The organism is Achromobacter sp. 1011811831 (assembly GCF_059760905.1).
On the sequence record NZ_JCBANG010000021.1, the window covers coordinates 49,544 to 69,674 of the forward strand.

Below are 20,131 nucleotides of genomic sequence, written 5' to 3' on the forward strand. Positions count from 1 at the left end.
AAGTAATGTTGAGGTTAGCAAAAAGCTATAGCCCCTTCTTGCGGCCCGGTTTCTTCTTCACGCGGTCGATGTAATAGCAGGACTTGAGACTGCCATCCTCGGTCGGCGCGAGCGCGAAGCAGTACTCGGTCTGCCTGCGTCCATCATCCAGCATCACGAGCACCCAGGCGGTGGGTTCCGGGTGATGCTGGTAGAGCTTCATGATCGACCAGCGCGGCTCCTTGTACGGGCTGGCCGACCACGAGACGATGCGGTCGCCGCCCTCCATGAGCCCCTGGTTGTAGTTGAAGTTGTTGCGCTGGCCCGACTCGGACGCGCCCGCATGCTGCATGGCTGCCAGCGCATGGGGATTCTTGTCTTCGAAGGCCTGGGCCGCGGCCTGCATGAAGCGCGTCACGGCCTGCTGCTGCGCAGCGTCCAGGCCGTCGAAGGTGATGGATATCTGCGGGGAAGTCGTCATGGGCGCTCGCAACCTTGCATGCGAAAGACAGGGCCGCGCTCGCGAAACCGGAACGGGCCGGCCGCGGCGATGCCGGCCGGGGGATTCTACGACGCCCGCCGATACACCGGATGCTGGCGGCACAGCGCCGTCACCTGCTCAGCCACACGCGCCGATACGCTTTCCAGCGTGCCGGCCGCCAGCGCGTCCAGCACATCGCACAGCCAACCCGCCAGCGTCTCGCAATCGGCCTGCCCGAAGCCGCGCGTGGTCAGCGCCGGCGTGCCGATGCGCAGGCCCGAGGTGACGAAGGGCGAGCGCGGATCGTTCGGCACCGAGTTCTTGTTCGCCGTGATGCGGGCCGCGCTCAAGGCCGCGTCCGCGTCCTTGCCGGTGTAGGTCCGGTCGGACAGGTCTATCAGCATCAGGTGATTGTCGGTGCCGCCGGACACGATGCGGTAGCCGCGCCGCTGGATCACGGCCGCCATGGCGCGGGCGTTGGCCACCACCTGGCGCTGGTAATCCTTGAAGGCCGGCGCCAGCGCTTCCTTGAACGCCACCGCCTTGGCGGCGATCACGTGCATCAGCGGGCCGCCCTGGATGCCGGGGAAGACGGCCGAATCGAGCTTCCTGCAGAAGTCCTCGTCCTGCCCCCGGGCCAGGATGATACCGCCGCGCGGGCCGCGCAGCGTCTTGTGCGTGGTGCTGGTGACCACGTGCGCGTGCGGCAGCGGGCTGGGATACACGCCGGCGGCGACCAGTCCGGCCACGTGCGCCATGTCCACCCAGAACACCGCGCCGACCTGGTCGGCGATGGCGCGCATGCGGGCCCAGTCCTTGTGGCGCGAGTAGGCGGAGAAACCGCCGATCAGCATCCTGGGCCGGGTGCGCAGCGCGATGCGCTCCATCTCGTCGTAGTCGATCAGCCCGGTCTCGGGATCCAGGCCGTAGGGCACGATGTGATAGTGCCGGCCCGAGAAATTGGACGGGTTGCCGTGGGTCAGGTGGCCGCCCTGCGCCAGGTTCATGCCCATGACGGTGTCGCCGGGCCGCGTCAGCGCCAGGAACACCGCGGCGTTGGCCTGGGCGCCGGCATGCGGCTGGACGTTGGCGTAGTCGCAATCGAACAGCGCCTTCACCCGCTCCAGCGCCAGGCGCTCGGCCACGTCCACGTGCTCGCAACCGCTGTAGTAGCGGCGGCCCGGATAGCCTTCGGCGTACTTGTTGGTGAACACCGAATCCTGCACCGCCATCACCAGCGGGCTGGCGTAGTTTTCGGAGGCGATCAGTTCGGCATGGTCTTCCTGGCGCACGGCTTCGGCGCGCATGGCTTGCGCCAGGTCCGGGTCGAAATCCTGCAGGGTCGGGGAGGCGATGGTCATGGCTTCAGGTCCTGGTTTCAGTCTGGCCGGCGGCAACAGCGCCGGCGGCGTTCGATGGAGTGATGGCTTGGGCGCCGTCGCCGGACAGCAGACGGGCCAGGCGCGCGACGATCTCGTCGATCTGCGCTTCGTCGCAGACCAGCGGCGGCAGCAGGCGGATGGTGCGCTCGCGGGTCACGGTGATCAGCAGGCGTTGCTCGGCCAGCGCCCGGCCGACCAGTTCCTGGCAATTACGGTCCAGCTCGATGCCGGCCATCAGCCCCTGGCCGCGCACCGCCACCACTTGCGGATGGCCTTCCAGCGCCTGCCGCAGCCCGGCCAGCAGGCGCTCGCCCAGCGCGGCGGCACGTTGCGGCATGCCATCGCGCGCCATGATGTCCAGCACCGTGCAGGCCACGCGGCAGGCCAGCGGATTGCCGCCGAAGGTGGAGCCGTGCTGGCCCGGCGAGAACAGGTCGGCGGCCGGCCCGCGCGCCAGGCAGGCGCCGATGGGAAAACCGTTGCCCAGGGCCTTGGCCAGCGTCATCACATCGGGCGCGATGCCCGCGTGCTGGTGGCCGAACCAGGCGCCGGTGCGGCCCATGCCGGCCTGGATCTCGTCCAGCATCAACAGCCAGCCATGCCGGTCGCACAGCGCGCGCAGGTCCCGCAGGTAGTCGGCGCCGGCGACGCGAATGCCGCCCTCGCCCTGCACCGGCTCCAGCAGCACGGCGACGATGTCGTCGCGCTGTTCCGCCAGCTGGCGCACGGCGGCGATATCGTCATACGGCACGCGCAGAAAACCCGGCAGCAAGGGCTCGAAGCCCTTTTGCTTGGCCGGATTGCCGGTGGCCGACAGGGTCGCCAGCGTGCGGCCATGAAAGCCGTTCTCCATCACCACGATCTGCGGCTGCGCCACCTGGCGGCGATGGCCGTGCAGGCGCGCCAGCTTGAGCGCGGCCTCGTTGGCCTCGGCGCCGGAATTGCAGAAGAACGCCCTTTCCATCCCGGCCAGCGCGCACAGGCGCTGGCCCAGCCGTTCCTGCCATTCGACGCGGAACACGTTGGACGTGTGCATCAGCAGCGCGGCCTGCTCGGCGATGGCCGCGGCGATCTCGGGATGGCCGTGGCCCAGGCTGGTCACCGCCACGCCGGCGATGGCATCCAGGTATTCCCCCCCCTGCTCGTCCCACAGGCGCGCGCCGCTGCCGCGCGCGAAGGTGACGGGTTGACGGGCGTAGGCACGCATCAGGTGCGTGGCGGCTTGCTGCATGTCGGGAAACTCCAGTGTTCAACCGGCGCGCCCCTGCGGCGCGCCGAAGATCGATGGGCGGACGCTCAACGTCCCGCTGCGGGTTTGGCGGCGGACGGGGCGGGATGCGCGGCCACAGACGTGGCAGACCCGGCATCGGCCCGCGCCTTGCGGCCCGGCCACTTGCCGTTCAGCGCCAGGTGCGCCAGCAGGCCGATGCACAGGCCCCAGAAGGCGCCGCCGATGCCGAACAGCTTGATGTTGGCGGCCGCCGCCAGGAAGGTGATCAGCGAGGCCTCGCGCGTCTTCGGATCGGCCAGCGCGCCGGCCAGGCTGCCGCCGATGGTGCCCAGCAGCGCCAGGCCCGCCAGCGTGGTGATGAAGGTCGCGGGGAAAGCCATGAAGACCGCCGCCAGCGTGACCCCGAACACGCCCACCAGGATGTAGAACACGCCCGCCGCGATGCCGGCGACCCAGCGTTTGGACGGATCCTCGTGCGACTCGCGGCCGGTGCAGATCGCGGCGGTGATGGCGGCGATGTTGAAGGCATGCGAACCGAACGGCGCCATCAGCAGCGAGCCCAGCCCGGTGAGGGTCACGATGGGATTGGCGCTGGTCTTGAAGCCGTCGTTGCGCAGCACCAGCATGCCGGGCATGTACTGGCCGGTCAGCGTGATCAGGAACAAGGGCAGCGCCACGCTCAGCAGGGCGTTGAGCGAGAACTCGGGCCGCGTGAACACCGGCGTCGCCAGGCGCAGTTCCAGTCCGCTCAGGTCGACGCGCTGCTGCAGCAGCAGGAAGGCCAGGCCCAGCGCCAGGATGCCGACCACGGCATAGCGCGCGGTGACGCGCTTGAGGATCACGTAGGCCGCGATCAACAGGCCGGCCAGCGCCGGATCCACGCTCATGCCGCCAAAGGCCTGGATGCCGAACTGCAGCAGGATGCCGGCCAGCAGCCCGGCCGCCACGCCCGGCGGGATCAGCCGGATCACGCGCTCGAACCAGCCCGACAGGCCCAGCAGCACGAAGGCCGCCGCCGACGCCAGGTAGGCGCCCACCGCCTCGGCGTAGGGCGTGGTGGCCAGCGCCGTCACCAGGAAGGCGGCGGCCGGAGTCGACCAGGCGGTGATGATGGGCTCGCGCGCGGCCCAGCTCAGGATCAGCCCGGTCACGCCCACGCCGATCGAGACAGACCAGACCCAGGAGGCCGTCAGCTCGGGGCTCAGGCCGGCAGCCTTGGCGGCCTGGAACACCAGGATGAAGGTGCCGCCATAGTTGACGATGACCGAGATCAGCCCGGCGACGACGGGGTGGGCGAGATCGCTCCAGCGAGCGGGGGAATGCGGACGGACGGAAGACATGGCCTGTATGGGGTTCCTGGAGACGGCGCAGCCGGCATGAATCGATATCCGGATTTATAGTCCTGGAATGGCAGGCTGTTCCCCACCACTTTTTTACATAGATCCAGACCAATTGTGTTCAAGCACGCGCAACTCGAATCCGTCAAAGCCTGGGTTGGCGACCCCGCCCACGGCGCCCTGCCGCTGCACGCGCGCATCCACCGGGCCGTGCGCCAGCTGATCCTGGACGGCGCGCTGGAGGCCGGCCGCCCCCTGCCCGCCTCGCGCGCGCTGGCCCGGTCGCTGGGCGTGTCGCGCGACACGGTGGAGGCCGCCTACAGCCAGCTGCATGTGGAAGGCTTCATCCTGCGGCGCGTGGGCAGCGGCAGCTTCGTGTCCGAGCGGGCGCAGTACGCGCCCGGACGCGGCGCGGCCCGGCGCGCCAGCCCGCAGAAGGCGGCGCTGCGCCTGAGCCAGCGCGGCAGCGCCATGTTCCAGGACGGTGGCGTGCGCGAATTCCTGGCCCCGCGCGCCTTCGCGCCCGGCGTGCCGGAAACGCGCAGCTTTCCGCTGCCAACCTGGGAACGGCTGACGCGGCAGGTGCTCAAGGAATACGGCGCGCAGGCGCTGCTGCACAGCCCGCCGCAAGGCATGGAGCCGCTACGCCGGGCCATCGCCGACTACGTCAACCTGGAACGCGGCGCGCGCGCCACGCCCGAGCGGGTGCTGGTGCTGACCAGCTCGCAGCAGGCCTTGACGCTGTGCGCCACGGTGCTGCTGGACGCCGGCGAACAGATCTGCATCGAGGACCCGGTCTATCACGGGGCGCGCAAGGCCTTCGCCGCCGCCGGGCTGGAATGCGTGCCCGTGCCGCTGGACGCGGACGGCATGCGGGTGGAACGGCTGGAAGATCCGGCGCTGTCGGCGCGGGCCGTGTACCTGACGCCCTCGCACCAGTTCCCCACCGGCGCCACGCTGGCGCTGGACCGCCGGCTGGCCGTGATCGACTGGGCGCGGCGGCGCCAGGCCTGGATCATCGAGGACGACTACGACAGCGAATTCCACTACGCCGGCAAGCCCACCGCCTGCGTGCAAGGACTGGATCCGCAGGAACGGACCATCTACATCGGCACCTTCACCAAGTCGCTGTTTCCCGGCCTGCGCATCGGCTACATGGTGCTGCCTGCGCCCTTGGTCGCGCCCATGACGGCGGCGCGCACGCTGCTGGACGGGCACAGCGCACCGATCCCGCAGCTGACGCTGGCGCGCTTCATCGATGGCGGGCATTTTGGCGCGCACGTGCGCACCATGCGCGCCGTCTACGCCGAACGGCGCGACGTGCTGGCGCGGCTGGTGGACCGGCACCTGTCGCATTGGCTGCAGGCGCGCGTGCCGGCCGGAGGCATGCAGATGCCCTGCGTGCTGGCGCCGGGCCTGTCCGAGCGCCAGGCGCTGGACGCTGCGCGGCGGGACGGGATAGACCTGCTGGGCCTCACGGGCCTGCACGCCTCGGCGCGGCACAAGGCCGGGTTCCTGATGGGATTCGCCGCCCATGCGCCGAACGAACAGGAAGTCGCCATCCGGAAGCTGGCCGGCGTGCTGCGCGCGCTGAAGCAACCCTGAAGGGCTCCACGCGCGACCGCCCCATGTGAAAACGCCGGCGATTCCTCGCGGAACCGCCGGCGTCCGGGCCTGAACACATCCTGTGCGCTCAGCGCACCATGTGCAGATAGTGGCGGTGCCGCTCGTACTGGTCGAGGATGTCGCCGATGACCGCGTCGCGGCTCCAGCCCATGATGTCGTAGTCCTGCCCGCCCTCGCGCAGATGCACCTCGGCGCGGAAGTACTTGCGCTCTTCCTCATCGGCCGCCTCGTCGGGCGTAAGGCTGGGGCGCACGAAGGCTTCCGGCTTCACCGCGTAGGAAAAGTCCAGGTGTTCGCCGTGCGAGACCTCCAGCGCGACGCCGCCGTCGTCCTCGCCGTCCTTGACCTGCACCTCGTAGCCCTGCTTGCGCAGCTCATCGGCCACGTCCTCGAAGGCCGGGCGCGCCACGTCGGCGATGAAGCGCAGCACGTGGGCGCGGCGCGGCATCATGACCATGTTGCGCAGGCGGCGCTCCCAGGACTGGCCGCCGCGCGCCGGGCGCGACAGCGTCAGCGACTGGTAGCGGATGCCGCGTTTGGTGGCATCCAGCTTCAATGCCTTGAACAGCCCCCACAGCGACAGCAGCAGGATCACCGAGAACGGCAGCGCGCTGGCGATGGTGGCGGTCTGCAAGGCGGTCAGGCCGTCGGCCAGCAGCAGCGCGATGGCCACCGCGCCCATCAGCAGCGACCAGAAGATCCGCTGCAGCATGGGCGTGCGCTCGGCGCCGCCCGAGGCCAGCAGGTCCACCACCAGCGCGCCCGAGTCGGCCGAGGTGACGAAGAACACCGCCACCATGGCGATGGCGATGATGGACACAAGGCCGCTCCAGGGCAGCTGCTCCAGGAAGGCGAACAGCGCCAGCGAACTGTCTCCCTGCACCGTCTCGGCGAAGCCCTTGATGCCGTCGACCAGGATGAAGTGTATGGCCGTGTCGCCGAACACCGTCATCCAGAACAGCGTGAAGCCGGCCGGCACCAGCAGCACGCCGCTGACGAATTCGCGGATGGTGCGGCCGCGCGAGATGCGGGCGATGAACAGGCCCACGAAAGGCGACCACGCGATCCACCAGCCCCAGTAGAACAGCGTCCAGCCGCCGATCCAGTCGGTCGGCTCGTAGGCGTAGAGGTTGAAGGTCTTGTTGACGATGTCCGACAGATAGGCGCCGGTGTTCTGCACGAAGGTCTGGAACAGGAACACGGTGGGGCCGGCCACCAGCACGAACAGCAGCAGCACCGCCGCCAGCACCAGGTTGGCCTCGGACAGGATGCGGATGCCCTTGTCCAGCCCGCTGGCCACCGACAGCGTCGCCAGCCCGCAAGTGACGATGATGAGGATGATCTGCGTGGTCACGCCCACCGGCACGCCGAACAGATGGTTCAGGCCGCTGTTGATCTGCGCCACCCCCAGGCCCAGCGAGGTCGCCACGCCCAGCACCGTGCCGATGATGGCGAAGATGTCGACGGCATGGCCGATGGGGCCGTGGATGCGATTGCCGATCAGCGGATACAGCGCCGAGCGCAGCGTCAGCGGCAGGCCGTGGCGATAGCAGAAGAACGCCAGCGTCAGCGCCACCACCGCGTAGATCGCCCAGGCATGCAGGCCCCAGTGGAAGAAGGTGATCTTCATGGCCTCGCGCGCCGCGGTGGCGGTGCCGCCCTCGCCCACCGGCGGGGCCATGAAGTGCATGACGGGCTCGGCCACGCCGAAGAACATCAGGCCGATGCCCATGCCGGCCGAGAACAGCATGGCGAACCAGGTGAAGTTGCGGTAGTCCGGTTCGCTGTGATCGGGCCCCAGCTTGATGTCGCCGTACCGGCTCAGCGCCAGGAAGGCGACGGACAGCAGGATGATGGCCACCACCAGGATGTAGAACCAGCTGGCGTTGCCCAGGATCCAGCCCTGTATCGACTCGAACAGCGCCTGGGCGGTCTTGGGTACGGCGATGGCGAAGCCGACCAGCAGCAGGATGAACACCGCCGCCGTGTAGAAGACGGGCCGGTTGATGGTGGACGGTCGGGTTTCTGAAGTCATGCAGCGCTCCTTTCGCCCGAGGGATGGGAAATGCGATGCGGCGCCGGCCCCCTCAGTCCAGCCTGCGCGCCGCCTGCGTCGCGCGCCTGCCGGCGGACCGGCGGGCGGCGTGCTTATTCCGGCGTGGGGTCGCCGAAGACGATGCGGCGGAAGAACGCCGCCAGCACGGCCTCGGTGACTTCGTCGGTGATCGTCTGCGGATCAAAAGCGTAGCTGAACTGCATGCCGTCGGACAGGGCCAGGAGGCCCACCGCCAGTTTTTCCGGCGCCATGGGCAGCGGCGTGCCCACATGCTCGGAGAACTGCCGCACGTATTCGGCGACGACTTCACGCAGCTCGCGCAGACAGGCGTTGAAGCCGACGCGGAACTGCGGATCGCGCGCCGCCTGCAGCTTGGCTTCCATCCACAACAGGAAACAGTCGTTCTCGCGGTAGTGGGTGCTGTAGTGGCGCAGCACGCTTTCTTCCATCTGCGCGCGCGAGGCGCCTTCCTGCTCGAAGATGGCGCGCATCTCAGCCATGACGTGCTCATGGTCGCGCCTGAGCAGTTGCAGCAACAGTTCGGATTTGCTGGCGAAATTGGAATAGAAAGCGCCGCGGGTATAGCCGGCCTGTTCGGCGATGTCTTCCACGCTGGCGGCCACGAAGCCCTTGGTAATGAATATGGACTGGGCGGCGTCGAGCAGGCGCTGGCGCGTCTGATCGCGGCTCTGCTCTCGGGTTAGACGGACTTTGGACATGTAGGGATTTTAGCATTTGGCCTAAATTTCAAATACAGGATTGAATTTGGATTCATTAACGAATTAGAATCCATCCCGTATTTATTCAACCGGTGCTAGCCCAAGCACGCCGCGAGGTATCCCGTGACTTTCCCTGGCTCTGACGCGCCCCCGGCGCGCGGTCCCGCCCTGGCGGCGGCTTCTTCTCCCCTGCCCGCCCACGCCCGGCGCCTGCGCCGCGCGCTGCCGGCCGCGCTGGTCCTGGCGCTGGCCCTGGCGGGCTGCGGCCGCAAGGAGGAAGCGCCGCCCGCGCCCCGGCCCGTCGTCGCCATGCCCGTGCAGGCCGACGCCGCGCTGCCGGCCTGGACCCTGCCGGGCGAAGTGCAGGCGCGCTACAGCACGCCGCTGTCGTTCCGCGTCGGCGGCAAGATCGTCGAACGCCAGGTCCGCCTGGGCGATGCCGTGACGCCCGGCCAGATCGTGGCCCGGCTGGATCCGGCCGACGCCGCCAAGAACGCGGCCAGCGCCCGCGCCCAGCTCTCGGCCGCCCAGCACCAGCTGGACTACGCCAGGCAACAGCTCGATCGCGACCGCGCCCAGGCGCGCGAGAACCTGATCGCCGCCACCCAGCTGGAACAGACCCGCAATGCCTACGCCTCGGCGCTGGCGCAGCGCGACCAGGCCGCGCAGCAATCGGCGCTGGCCGCTGACCAGCTCAAGTACACCACCCTGCAGGCCGACCACGCCGGCGTGATCACCGCCGAGCGGGCCGACACCGGCCAGAACGTCTCGGCCGGCCAGGCGGTCTACAACCTGGCCTGGTCCGGCGACATCGACGCCATCTGCGACGTGCCCGAAAGCGTGCTGGCCAGCCTGGCGGTGGGCCAGCGCGCCAGCGTCACGCTGGGTCCGCTGCCCGGCCAGACCTTCGACGCCGTGCTGCGCGAGATCGCGCCCGCCGCCGATCCGCAGAGCCGCACCTACCGCGCCAAGCTCACCCTGGAAAATCCCAAGCCCGAGGTCCGCCTGGGCATGACGGCCAACATCAGCTTCAGCAACGCCAGCGCCAATGGCGCGGCGACCTACACGCTGCCGGCCACCGCGCTGTTCCATGACGGCAAGGACGCCGCCGTCTGGGTGGTCAAGCCGCAAGAGGACACGCTGGAACTGCGCCGCGTGCAGGTGCTGCGCTACGACGCCCGCACGGTCACGCTGACCCAGGGCCTGCAGCCCGGCGAACGCGTGGTCTGGCAGGGCGTGCATGCCGTGTCGGCCGGCCAGAAAGTGCGCGCCGTGCCGCCGCTGCACCCCGAGGACTTCGCATCATGAGCGGCGTGGATCAACAAGCCGGGCAGGCTTCGCATCGCGACGAGGAAGGCAGCTTCAACCTGTCCGCCTGGGCGCTGCGCCACCAGTCGCTGGTGGTCTTCCTGATTTCGCTGGTCACGCTGTTCGGCGTGCTGTCGTACACGCGGCTGGCGCAGTCCGAGGATCCGCCCTTCACTTTCCGCGTCATGGTCATCCGCACGCTGTGGCCCGGCGCCACGGCGCAGCAGGTGCAGGAACAGGTCACCGACCGCATCGGCAAGAAGCTGCAGGAAACCCCGGCCACGGACTTCCTGCGCAGCTACTCGCGCCCCGGCGAATCGCTGATCTTCTTCACCATGAAGGACTCCGCGCCCGCCAGCAAGGTGCCGGAAGAGTGGTACCAGATACGCAAGAAGGTCGGCGACATCGCGGCCACCCTGCCGCAAGGCGTGCAGGGCCCGTTCTTCAATGACGAGTTCGGCGACGTCTACACCAACATCTACGCGCTGGAAGGCGACGGTTTTTCGTCCGCCCAGCTGCGCGACTACGCCGACTCGCTGCGCACCGTGCTGCTGCGCGTGCCCGGCGTGGCCAAGGTGGACTACTTCGGCGACCAGCCGGAACGCATCTACCTTGAAATCTCCAACACCCAGCTGACCCGGCTGGGCATCTCGCCGCGCCAGCTGGCCGAGGCCATCAACAGCCAGAACGCGGTCACGCACGCCGGCACGCTGACCACCGAGGACGACCGCATCTTCGTGCGCCCCAGCGGCCAGTTCGACGACGCCCGCGCGCTGGGCGACACGCTGATCCGCGTGAACGACAAGTCGATCCGCCTGGGCGATATCGCCGAGATCCGCCGCGGCTACCAGGACCCGCCGGTGGACCAGATGCGCCTGGCCGGCAAGCCGGTGCTGGGCATCGGCATCACCATGCAGCCCGGCCAGGACGTGGTGCACCTGGGCCGCGCGCTGGCCGCCAAGTTCGGCGAGCTGACCGCCCAGTTGCCCGCCGGCCTGACGCTGACCGAAGTCTCCAGCATGCCGCGCGCGGTATCGCACTCGGTGGATGATTTCCTGCGCTCGGTGGCCGAGGCCGTGGCCATCGTGCTGGCGGTCAGCCTGGTGTCGCTGGGCATGCGCACCGGCATGGTGGTGGTGATTTCCATTCCCGTGGTGCTGGCGGTGACGGCGCTGTTCATGGACATGTTCGGCATCGGCCTGCACAAGGTCTCGCTGGGCACGCTGGTGCTGGCGCTGGGCCTGCTGGTGGACGACGCCATCATCGCCGTGGAAATGATGGCGGTGAAACTGGAACAAGGCTGGAGCCGCGCCCGCGCGGCCGCCTTCGCCTACACCAGCACCGCCTTCCCCATGCTGACCGGCACGCTGGTCACCGTGGCCGGCTTCCTGCCCATCGCGCTGGCCAAGTCCAGCACCGGCGAATACACGCGCTCGATCTTCGAGGTCTCGGCCATCGCGCTGATCACATCCTGGTTCGCGGCCGTGGTGCTGATCCCGCTGCTGGGCTATCACATGCTGCCCGAGCGCAAGCGCGAGGCGCACCTGCCCGACGACCACGAGCACGACATCTACGACACCCGCTTCTACCAGCGCTTCCGCCGCTGGGTGGGCTGGTGCGTGGACCGGCGCTACCTGGTGCTGGGCGGCACGGTGCTCGTCTTCATCGTGTCCATGGCCGGCTTCAACCTGATTCCCAAGCAGTTCTTCCCCAGCTCCGACCGTCCCGAGCTGCTGATGGACGTGCGCCTGCAGGAAGGCGCGTCCTTCGCGGCCACGCTGCGCCAGGTCGAGCGCCTGGAAAAGGCGCTGGACGGCCGGCCCGAGATCGAGCACATGGTCAGCTTCGTGGGCAGCGGCGCGCCGCGCTTCTACCTGCCGCTGGACCAGCAGCTGGCCACGCCCAACTTCGCCCAGTTCGTCATCACCGCGCATTCGGTGGAAGACCGCGAGAAGCTGGCGCAGTGGCTCGGCCCCATGCTGCGCGAGGAATTCAGCGCCGTGCGCACGCGCCTGTCGCGCCTGGAGAACGGGCCGCCGGTCGGCTTCCCGGTGCAGTTCCGCATCAGCGGCGACAAGATCGCCACCGTGCGCGCCACCGCCGAGCAGGTCGCCGCGCAGATCCGCGCCGACGCCCGCACGGTCAACGTGCAGTTCGACTGGGACGAGCCGTCCGAGCGCTCGGTGCGCTTCGAGATCGACCAGCAGAAGGCGCGCGAAGTCGGCGTCACGTCCAGCGACGTGTCCAGCTTCCTGGCCCTGACGCTGTCCGGCTACACCGTGACGCAGTACCGCGAGCGCGACAAGCTGATCAACGTGGAACTGCGCGCGCCGCGCGAGGAACGCGTCGACCCGGCGCGCCTGGCCACGCTGGCCATGCCCACGCCCAACGGCCCGGTGCCGCTGGGCAGCCTGGGGCAGCTGCGCTACGGCCTGGAATACGCGGTGATCTGGGAACGCGACCGCCAGCCCACCATCACGGTGCAGGCTGACGTGGTCGCCGGCGCCCAGGGCATCGACGTGACCCACGCCCTCGACAAGCAGCTCGACGCGCTGCGCCAGGAGCTGCCGGTCGGCTACCGCATCCAGGTCGGCGGCACCGTCGAGGAAAGCGCCAAGGGCCAGAACTCGATCAACGCCCAGATGCCGATCATGCTGGTGGTGGTGCTGACGCTGCTGATGGTGCAGCTGCAGAGCTTCTCGCGCGTCATGATGGTGGTGCTGACCGCGCCGCTCGGCCTGATCGGCGTGGTCGCCACGCTGCTGCTGTTCGGCCAGCCCTTCGGCTTCGTCGCCATGCTGGGCGTGATCGCCATGTTCGGCATCATCATGCGCAACTCGGTGATCCTGGTGGATCAGATCGAGCAGGACATCGGCGCCGGCCATCAACGCATCGACGCCATCGTCGGCGCCACCGTGCGGCGCTTCCGTCCCATCACGCTGACGGCCGCGGCCGCCGTGCTGGCCCTGATCCCGCTGCTGCGCAGCAACTTCTTCGGTCCCATGGCCACCGCGCTGATGGGCGGCATCACCAGCGCCACCGTGCTGACGCTGTTCTTCCTGCCGGCGCTGTATGCCGCCTGGTTCCGGGTGAAACACGACGAGCGCGCGGGAGCACAACAATGACCACCGTGAAATCCCCGCGCACTCCGGCACGCCTGGCCGTGCTGCCGCTGGTGCTGGCGCTGGGCGCCTGCGCCTTCGCCCCCGACCGCAAGCCGCCCGCGGCGCCGCAGCCCGCCCAGTACGGCGTGCAGCCCCTGCCCGCCGCCGGCGCCACGGCGCAGGGCGTGGCCCAGCGCTATGAACAGGGCGCCCAGCCCGTGCCGCAATGGTGGAAGCGCTACGGCTCGCCCGAGCTGGATGCGCTGGTCGAGGAAGGCCTGGCGAAAAACCCGGACCTGGCCGCCACCGGCCGCTCGCTGGCCGCGGCCCGCGAGCAGCTGCGCGGCCAGATCAATTCGTCCCTGATGCCCACCGTGGACGCCGGCGGCGAGGTCTCGCGCAAGCGCGCGCTGACCATGCCCGGCCTGCCCGATCCCACCAAGCTCTACAACGTCTACACCGGCCAGATCCAGGCGCGCTACGAAGTAGACATCTTCGGCGCGGCGCGCTTCGCCAACGAGGCCGAGGGCGCGCGCGTCGAGCAGCGCGCCTTCCAGCTGGACTCGGCGCGCCGCGCGCTGGCCGCCAACATCGTCACCGGCGCCATCCGCTCGGCCGCGCTGGCCGAACGGGTCGCGCTGACGGAGAAGCAGGCCGTGCTGTCGCGCCAGGTCGCGCGCGACGCGCAGCGCCGCTACGAGCTGGGTTCGGCCTCGCAGAGCGAGGCGCTGGACGCCGACCGCGACGCCGCCAACCTGGAAGCCTCGCTGCCCGGGCTGTACGCCGAATGGCAGTCCACCCGCCACGCGCTGGCGGTGCTGCTGGGCCGCACGCCCGACCAGGCGCCGCCCGACCTGGCCTTCGGCGCGCTGACGCTGCCGGCGCAGGTGCCGGTGCTCGTGCCGTCGGATCTGCTGGCCTCGCGCCCGGACATCCGGGCGGCGGAAACGGCGGTGCAAGCCGCTGCCGCCGATGTAGGACTGGCCACCGCGCAGCTCTTTCCCCGACTGAGCCTGACGGCCTCGATGGGCAAGGGCGGCTTCAGCTGGCCCGGCGCGCTGTCGGGCGCCGGCTCGATCTGGGGCATGGGCGCCTCGCTGACGCAGCCGATATTCCATGGCGGCCAGCTGCTGGCCGAGCGGCGCGCGGCCAAGCTCATGTACGAGGCCTCGATCGAGCAATACAAGCAGGCGGTGCTGTCCGCGTTCCAGGACGTGGCCGACACGCTGGCGCGGCTGGAAGCCGGCAGCCAGGCGCTGGCCGCGGCCGAGGCCTCGCGCCGTTCAGCCGAACAGTCCTATCGCAATACCGCGAGCCGCGTGCGGCTGGGCGCGCTGGCACCCTATGCCGGCCGCGCCAGCGAGCAGCGCTTTATCTCGGCGCGATTGGCCGAGGTGCAGTACGCCACGCAGCGGCTGACGGAAACGGCGGCGCTGTTCCAGGCCATGGGCTCGCCGGCGCAGGCGCCCGCGCAGGAACCTTCCAGGGAAGCCGCCGCGCCAACCACGCAGCCCTGAACCAGACCCCCGACACGTTCCTCGTGTCTTGGCCCCGCGTCTCCTCCGGCGCGGGGCTTTTTTTATCCGCCGGATCCACGCTGCGCCAGCCCGCCGCGCATCCAACCCGGCCGCCTGGACAGCCTGCGCCGAGCTTGTGGATGTCGTTTCGGGCGGAACGCGGATCGGATGATTTACCAGAAGAATTTTTGAGCGTCACCAACCGCGCGATCCCCCCGAACACCGATTGATCGATTAATATTTCAATTCCATGACAGCGCTGTCATACGTTGTTTTGGACACGGATAGAAGTCAAAAGGCTCGTCCGTTCGCCGTCATCTTGCGGCTGCGTTTCGGTTGAGCCGGACACTCATAGAAACCAGGAGACAAAGCAAATGAACAAGATCGTGCGCCCGCGTGCCGGGCGGCGTTCGTTGATGGCCGCGGCGGCCTTGGCCGCCGCGATGGTCACAGGCGCCCAGGCCCAGGCCTCGCCCTATGACACGCTGGTATTTTTCGGAGACTCCCTGACGAACAGCGGTGCGTACACGTCACCCACGCTGACCGGAAAGCAATTCCTGGTCGGCAACGGCGCAAACCTGGTGGACACGCTCAACGCCGCCGGACCGGCGAGCGCGAGACTTGCAGGCATGCTGGCGCAGACGCCCGTATCCTCGATCCTCTATCAGTGGACGGGCGAACGGATGCAACCGTCCTACACCACCAATCCGGATCCGGTCTGGGCCGCCCCGCTGGCGCGGGGACTGGGTGGCAGTCTGGCGCGCGCATGGATGCCCGCCGCCGACGGCGGCGGCAATCAGGCCTGGGGCGGCGCACGCATTGCCGATGCCGTGAAGCTCGCGTTCCAGGCGGATGTGCCCGGCCTGGGCAGCCAGGAGGTGTATCTGATGATCCCTTCCGTGACGGATCAGGTCTCGACCTATCTGAGCCATCAACCCCAATTGAGCAGTCACGGACTGTATGCCGTCTGGATCGGCGCCAACGACCTGCTGTCGGGCCTGGAAGCCCAAAGCCGCGCATTGGCCGCCCCCGCCACGCAGGCCGCCGCCGCGGAAGGGCTGCTGAACGATGCCGGCCATGTCGCCGCCGAAACCGCCGCCCAGATCCGGCGCCTGGGCGCCGCCGGGGCCGGCACCGTGCTGGTGCTGGGCTTGCCGAACATCGGCAGCACCCCGCGCGCGCTCGCGCTGGGAAGCGATGCGCGCCAATTGCTGAGCTTCGCGGCATCGCGGTTCAACGAGAGCCTGAACAATGAACTGGCAGGCTACAAGGGAAATCTGGTCCTTCTGGACACCTACGGCATGCTGGACGAACTGGTCGGCAAACCCGACCGCTACGGGCTGCGCAACGTGACCGAACCCGCCTGCGCCGGCTCATCCGGCATATGCGTGCCGGCATCGCTGGTGGCCCCCGGCGCCAACCGCGATCACCTGTACGCCGACGGCGTCCACCCCAGCGGCATCGGCCATGAACTGATCGCCGGTTATGCCCTGTCCGTGCTCCAGGCGCCCAGCCGGATCGGCCTGCTGGCCGAAGCGCCCCTGGCCGGTTCGCGCGCCAGCCTGCGGGTGATTGAAGAACGCTTGCGCAACCGCGGCGACGCCGCAGCCGTTCAGGCCTATGCCTCGTACGAACACGGCAACAGCAGCCAGCGTAGCGCCGACGCCTGGAGACCAGGGCTGCGCAACCGCATGGACATGCTCGCGCTGGGCGTGGACGGCGCCGTGAGCCGGCATTGGACGCTGGGCGCGGGCCTGACCCACATCCGTCACGACGCCACGCTGGGCGAGGACGGCGGGGATTTCCGGCTGGAGCAGACGCAGGTATCCGCCTATGCCCGCTATCGCCTGGACGAATGGTCCGCGGCCTTGATCGCGAGCGCGGGTTACCTGGACTACCCGCGAATCTCGCGCGACTTCTCCATCGGACCCGCGCGCCTCAGCGAGCGCGGCGATACCCAGGGCACGACGACCGTCCTGTCGGCGCTGACGCACTATGACTGGCATGCCGGCATCTACACGGTGACGCCGTCGGCCGGGCTGACCCTGCAGAACGCGAGCGTCGACGGATACACCGAATCACGCGACGGCGGCAGGACGGCGACCAGCATGAACTACCTCGAGCAAAGGCGACGCTCGCTGGCTTCCACGCTGGGACTGCGCCTGCAGGCGGACCTGCGCCTGGGCGGCTATCTCTGGCAGCCCTATGGGGGCCTGGGCTGGGAACACGAGTTCAACCACGACAGCCGCAGCGTCACGGCTCATGTCAGCACCATGGCGGGCGGGTTTTCACAGGAGATCGCGCGCGGACCGGCGGACATGATGGTCGCCACGGCCGGGCTGAAGATCTCCGATGGCGGCGCCTGGAGCGGGCAGGCCGGCTACCAGGGCCGTTACGGTAGCGGAACGTCGTCGCAGTCTCTGCAGGCGATGGTCGCGTACACCTTCTAGCGCCGGATCAGGACCGCTTGAGTCCTGCCCGCATGCCCGCGACGATGAAGCGCACCAGGTATTCCGCCTTGTTCTTCAAGTCGCCGGCATGCGTCTGGCCCTCGGAGATGCGCTCGATGCGGCGGTCGAACACGCTCATCACCAGCGCGCCGACCGCGTACAGATAGGCCCAGTGCGCGTAGTCCGGATCCTGCTTCGGCAGCACGGTCCGGATCGCATGGACGAACTCGACGGCGAAAGGATCGAAATACTCCGCCACGATGCCGCGCTCGGCTTCGCGCGGGTCCGACACTTCCCTGGCCACCAGCTTGGCGTAGGCCACGCCCGCCTCCCCGCCCTGTGCCTGCACCACCGGCAGGACCAGCGCGCGGACGATGTGTTCCAGCGGGTCCACGCCCGGCGCGACCGGCGCGTGCAAGGCGGTCAGGCGGGCGTCGAGCAGCGTCCTGAAGCGCTCGAACAGGGCGCGGTACAGGTTCTGCTTGGTCTCGAAGTGATAGACGATCAGGGGCAGGCCCACGCCGGCCTGCGCCGCGATGTCCCGCATGGACACGCCGTCGAATCCCCCCTGTGCGAACAGCTGTTGCGCCGCGTCCAGGATCCGGTCGCGCTTGCTGATGGCGGCGGGCGCCTTGTTCCGGGCCGTGGCCGCTTTCTTGGGCACAGGCTTTGCTGGCATGCATCTCTCCTCTGGGATGGCCTGGAATTTTAAGGAAGTCATGGTAGCCCTGGTTTTCCCTAGGGGCTCGATGGATTGACCAAATAAACTGAACGATCGTACAGTCAGTTTTCCATAAAAGACGATCAAGAACGTCAGGAGACAAGCGTGGCCCCTTCCCCATCCACTTTGAAATGGCGCGTGCTGGCCGGGTACTTCCTGAGCTATATGTTCGATGCCGTGGACATCCTCATCCTGGCGATCGCCATGCCGGCGATTTCGGCGTCACTGCAGATCGGCCCGATGCAGGCCGGGCTGCTGGCCACGGCCACCCTGCTCGGCATCGGCATGAGCGGCCTGGTCATGGGGCCGCTGGCCGACCGCTGGGGCCGCCGCAAGGTGCTGCTGCTGTCGCTGGGCAGCTTCGGCGCGCTGACGATGGCGGTTGCCGGCGCCACCGACTGGCGCGAAGTGCTGGCGCTGCGGTTTCTCTCGGGCCTGGGCCTGGGCAGCGTCTGGGGCATCGCCGCCGCGCACGTGAACGAAACCTGGCCAGCGCACCAGCGCGCGCGGGCCACCTCCTTCGTGCTCAGTTCCTTTTCCATCGGCGCGGCCATCGCCGCCGCCGCGGCCTCCTACCTGCTGCCGGCCCATGGCTGGCGCGCGCTGTTCTTCGTCTGTGGCGCGGCGGTCGTGATCGCCATGGTCTACGTCTGGCGCTACGTGCCCGAATCCGGGACCTGGCTGGCCGACCGGCAGCGCAAGCGCGCCGGCGCGCCGCAAGGCGCGGGCGGGCAAGGCGTCGCCCCGCTGTTCGCGCCGGCCCTGCTGCGCGTGACGCTGCTGGGCACGCTGGTCTCGGCCCTGACGCTGGCCGCGTACTGGGGCGCCAGCACCTGGCTGCCGACCTTCCTGCAAAAGGAACGCGGGCTGGAGACCGGCACCATGGCGCGCTTCCTGGTCCTGCTCAACATCGGCATGTTCGTCGGCTACAACGCCTTCGGCTATATCGCCGACCGCGTCGGCAAGAAGAAGGCCCTGATCCTGTCGCTGGTCTGCTCCGGCCTGCTGCTGCCGTTCTACGTGCGGGCCACGGATCACCTGCTGCTGCTGTGGCTGGGGCCGGTATTTGCTTTCTTCATGGCCTTCGCCGGACTGATGGGCTCGTACTTCGCGGAACTGTTTCCCACCCAGCTGCGCGCCACGGGCGCGGGCTTCTGCTTCAACGTGGGGCGCGGCATCTCCGCCTTCGCGCCGCTGCTGCTGGGCTCGATGTCCGCCACCTTCGGCTTCGGCCCGAGCATCGCCGCCTGCGGCGGCGTGTTCGTGATCGCCGCCGCCGTGGTGCTGCTGCTGCCCGCCGGCAAGACCGCCGCCGCCGAAGAACCCGTCGCCGCGCACTGAGCCCGGCCGCGACCGCACTCCCCAACACGAACAGGAATTCCGCCATGACGCGCCGCTTCGTCGATCTGTCCATCTACCTGGAGAACGATGTCGTCTCCGATCCGCCCGCCTTCAAGCCCGAGATCCAGTACTTCACCCACGAGCACACGATCGGCCAGATCGAGCCCTTCTTCCCCGGCCTGAAGAAGGAAGACCTGCCTGACGGCGAAGGCTGGGCCGTGGAAAAGGTCACGCTATCCACCCACAACGGCACGCATCTGGACGCGCCGTTCCACTTCCACAGCACCATGGACAAGGCGCTGGGCGAGAAAAAACCCGCCTGGACCATCGACGAAGTGCCGCTGGAATGGTGTTTCCAGCCCGGCGTGAAGCTGGACTTCCGCCATTTCGGCGACGGCTATGTCGTGACCGCCGCCGACGTCGAGGCCGAACTCAAGCGCATCGGCCACACGTTGCGGCCGCTGGAAATCGTGGTGGTGAACACGCGCGCCGGCAGCCGCTACGGACATGATGATTTCGTCTCCGCCGGCTGCGGCATGGGCTACGACGCCACCATGTACCTGCTGGAGCGCGGCGTCCGGCTGACGGGCACCGACGCCTGGAGCTGGGACGCGCCCTTCGTCCATACCGCCGAGAAATACGCCCGCAGCCACGACGCCGGCCTGATCTGGGAAGGCCACAAGGCCGGCCGCGACATCGGCTACTGCCACCTGGAAAAGCTGCACAACCTGGAAGCGCTGCCGCCCGACGGCTTCTACATCAGCTGCTTCCCGCACAAGATCCGCAACGCCTCGGCCGGCTGGACGCGCGCCGTCGCCATCTTCGACGACGCGCTGATGCCCGCGGCCTGACGGCGCGCGCCGCCCGCTCATTCACCGC

General features: G+C 68.9%; 14 protein-coding genes. 7 read left to right on the top strand and 7 right to left on the bottom strand.

What is annotated here, in order from left to right; genetic code table 11:
• Positions 1–25 precede the first annotated feature (25 nt).
• The 4 genes from AC6LJ9_RS10945 to AC6LJ9_RS10960 form a co-directional block, all read right to left on the bottom strand.
• Positions 26–460, bottom strand: a complete 435-nt coding sequence (locus AC6LJ9_RS10945) for a hypothetical protein (protein ID WP_498147552.1) — start codon at positions 458–460, stop codon at positions 26–28.
• Positions 461–546: 86 nt separating this feature from the next.
• Positions 547–1,821: a serine hydroxymethyltransferase gene (glyA, locus tag AC6LJ9_RS10950; protein ID WP_498147553.1), complete on the bottom strand. Its 1,275-nt coding sequence runs from the start codon at positions 1,819–1,821 to the stop codon at positions 547–549.
• Positions 1,822–1,825: 4 nt separating this feature from the next.
• Positions 1,826–3,073: an aspartate aminotransferase family protein gene (locus AC6LJ9_RS10955; RefSeq protein ID WP_498147554.1), complete on the bottom strand. Its 1,248-nt coding sequence runs from the start codon at positions 3,071–3,073 to the stop codon at positions 1,826–1,828.
• Positions 3,074–3,138: 65 nt separating this feature from the next.
• Positions 3,139–4,413 carry a benzoate/H(+) symporter BenE family transporter gene (locus AC6LJ9_RS10960; protein ID WP_498147555.1) on the bottom strand — a complete coding sequence of 425 codons (1,275 nt, stop codon included), beginning with the start codon at positions 4,411–4,413 and terminating at the stop codon, positions 3,139–3,141.
• Positions 4,414–4,527: 114 nt separating this feature from the next.
• On the opposite strand from AC6LJ9_RS10960, the gene pdxR reads away from it, so the two are divergent.
• Positions 4,528–6,015: a MocR-like pyridoxine biosynthesis transcription factor PdxR gene (pdxR, locus tag AC6LJ9_RS10965; protein ID WP_498147556.1), complete on the top strand. Its 1,488-nt coding sequence runs from the start codon at positions 4,528–4,530 to the stop codon at positions 6,013–6,015.
• A gap of 88 nt (positions 6,016–6,103) precedes the next feature.
• On the opposite strand, the gene AC6LJ9_RS10970 is transcribed toward pdxR, so the two are convergent.
• Both AC6LJ9_RS10970 and AC6LJ9_RS10975 read right to left on the bottom strand, forming a co-directional pair.
• Positions 6,104–8,071, bottom strand: coding sequence for a BCCT family transporter (locus AC6LJ9_RS10970; protein WP_212313884.1), 1,968 nt, complete (start codon positions 8,069–8,071; stop codon positions 6,104–6,106).
• A gap of 113 nt (positions 8,072–8,184) precedes the next feature.
• Positions 8,185–8,811 (bottom strand): TetR/AcrR family transcriptional regulator, encoded by a 627-nt coding sequence (locus tag AC6LJ9_RS10975; RefSeq protein ID WP_498147557.1) that lies wholly within the window; start codon positions 8,809–8,811, stop codon positions 8,185–8,187.
• A 189-nt stretch (positions 8,812–9,000) separates the two neighbouring features.
• Here AC6LJ9_RS10975 and AC6LJ9_RS10980 point away from each other — a divergent pair, with 189 nt between their 5' ends.
• From AC6LJ9_RS10980 to AC6LJ9_RS10995, 4 genes are all read left to right on the top strand, one after another.
• Positions 9,001–10,119, top strand: a complete 1,119-nt coding sequence (locus AC6LJ9_RS10980; protein WP_498147573.1) for an efflux RND transporter periplasmic adaptor subunit — start codon at positions 9,001–9,003, stop codon at positions 10,117–10,119.
• Positions 10,116–13,244 (top strand): efflux RND transporter permease subunit, encoded by a 3,129-nt coding sequence (locus AC6LJ9_RS10985; protein ID WP_498147558.1) that lies wholly within the window; start codon positions 10,116–10,118, stop codon positions 13,242–13,244. The genes AC6LJ9_RS10980 and AC6LJ9_RS10985 overlap by 4 nt, the downstream gene beginning before the upstream one ends.
• Positions 13,241–14,740: an efflux transporter outer membrane subunit gene (locus tag AC6LJ9_RS10990; RefSeq protein WP_498147559.1), complete on the top strand. Its 1,500-nt coding sequence runs from the start codon at positions 13,241–13,243 to the stop codon at positions 14,738–14,740. Before AC6LJ9_RS10985 ends, AC6LJ9_RS10990 begins: the two co-directional genes overlap by 4 nt.
• 374 nt (positions 14,741–15,114) lie before the next feature.
• On the top strand, positions 15,115–17,190 hold the full coding sequence (locus tag AC6LJ9_RS10995) for an autotransporter domain-containing protein (RefSeq protein WP_498147560.1): 2,076 nt from the start codon (positions 15,115–15,117) through the stop codon (positions 17,188–17,190).
• A 7-nt stretch (positions 17,191–17,197) separates the two neighbouring features.
• Here the strand turns inward: AC6LJ9_RS10995 and AC6LJ9_RS11000 are convergent, their stop codons facing one another.
• Positions 17,198–17,869 (bottom strand): TetR/AcrR family transcriptional regulator, encoded by a 672-nt coding sequence (locus AC6LJ9_RS11000; RefSeq protein ID WP_498147561.1) that lies wholly within the window; start codon positions 17,867–17,869, stop codon positions 17,198–17,200.
• Between the two features lie 147 nt (positions 17,870–18,016).
• Between AC6LJ9_RS11000 and AC6LJ9_RS11005 the strand changes: the two genes are divergently transcribed.
• Together AC6LJ9_RS11005 and AC6LJ9_RS11010 are read left to right on the top strand one after the other, a co-directional pair.
• Positions 18,017–19,252 (top strand): MFS transporter, encoded by a 1,236-nt coding sequence (locus AC6LJ9_RS11005; protein WP_498147562.1) that lies wholly within the window; start codon positions 18,017–18,019, stop codon positions 19,250–19,252.
• A 44-nt stretch (positions 19,253–19,296) separates the two neighbouring features.
• On the top strand, positions 19,297–20,103 hold the full coding sequence (locus tag AC6LJ9_RS11010) for a cyclase family protein (protein WP_498147563.1): 807 nt from the start codon (positions 19,297–19,299) through the stop codon (positions 20,101–20,103).
• Positions 20,104–20,131: the final 28 nt, after the last annotated feature.

Excerpts from the sequence above, each read along its gene's own strand:
- AC6LJ9_RS11010 (WP_498147563.1), top strand. The coding sequence starts at position 19,297 with ATGACGCGCCGCTTCGTCGATCTGTCCATCTACCTGGAGAACGATGTC.
- AC6LJ9_RS10960 (WP_498147555.1), bottom strand. The coding sequence starts at position 4,413 with ATGTCTTCCGTCCGTCCGCATTCCCCCGCTCGCTGGAGCGATCTCGCC.
- AC6LJ9_RS10975 (WP_498147557.1), bottom strand. The coding sequence starts at position 8,811 with ATGTCCAAAGTCCGTCTAACCCGAGAGCAGAGCCGCGATCAGACGCGC.
- AC6LJ9_RS11000 (WP_498147561.1), bottom strand. The coding sequence starts at position 17,869 with ATGCCAGCAAAGCCTGTGCCCAAGAAAGCGGCCACGGCCCGGAACAAG.
- AC6LJ9_RS10970 (WP_212313884.1), bottom strand. The coding sequence starts at position 8,071 with ATGACTTCAGAAACCCGACCGTCCACCATCAACCGGCCCGTCTTCTAC.
- AC6LJ9_RS10995 (WP_498147560.1), top strand. The coding sequence starts at position 15,115 with ATGAACAAGATCGTGCGCCCGCGTGCCGGGCGGCGTTCGTTGATGGCC.
- AC6LJ9_RS10990 (WP_498147559.1), top strand. The coding sequence starts at position 13,241 with ATGACCACCGTGAAATCCCCGCGCACTCCGGCACGCCTGGCCGTGCTG.
- glyA (WP_498147553.1), bottom strand. The coding sequence starts at position 1,821 with ATGACCATCGCCTCCCCGACCCTGCAGGATTTCGACCCGGACCTGGCG.
- AC6LJ9_RS10955 (WP_498147554.1), bottom strand. The coding sequence starts at position 3,073 with ATGCAGCAAGCCGCCACGCACCTGATGCGTGCCTACGCCCGTCAACCC.
- AC6LJ9_RS10985 (WP_498147558.1), top strand. The coding sequence starts at position 10,116 with ATGAGCGGCGTGGATCAACAAGCCGGGCAGGCTTCGCATCGCGACGAG.
- AC6LJ9_RS10945 (WP_498147552.1), bottom strand. The coding sequence starts at position 460 with ATGACGACTTCCCCGCAGATATCCATCACCTTCGACGGCCTGGACGCT.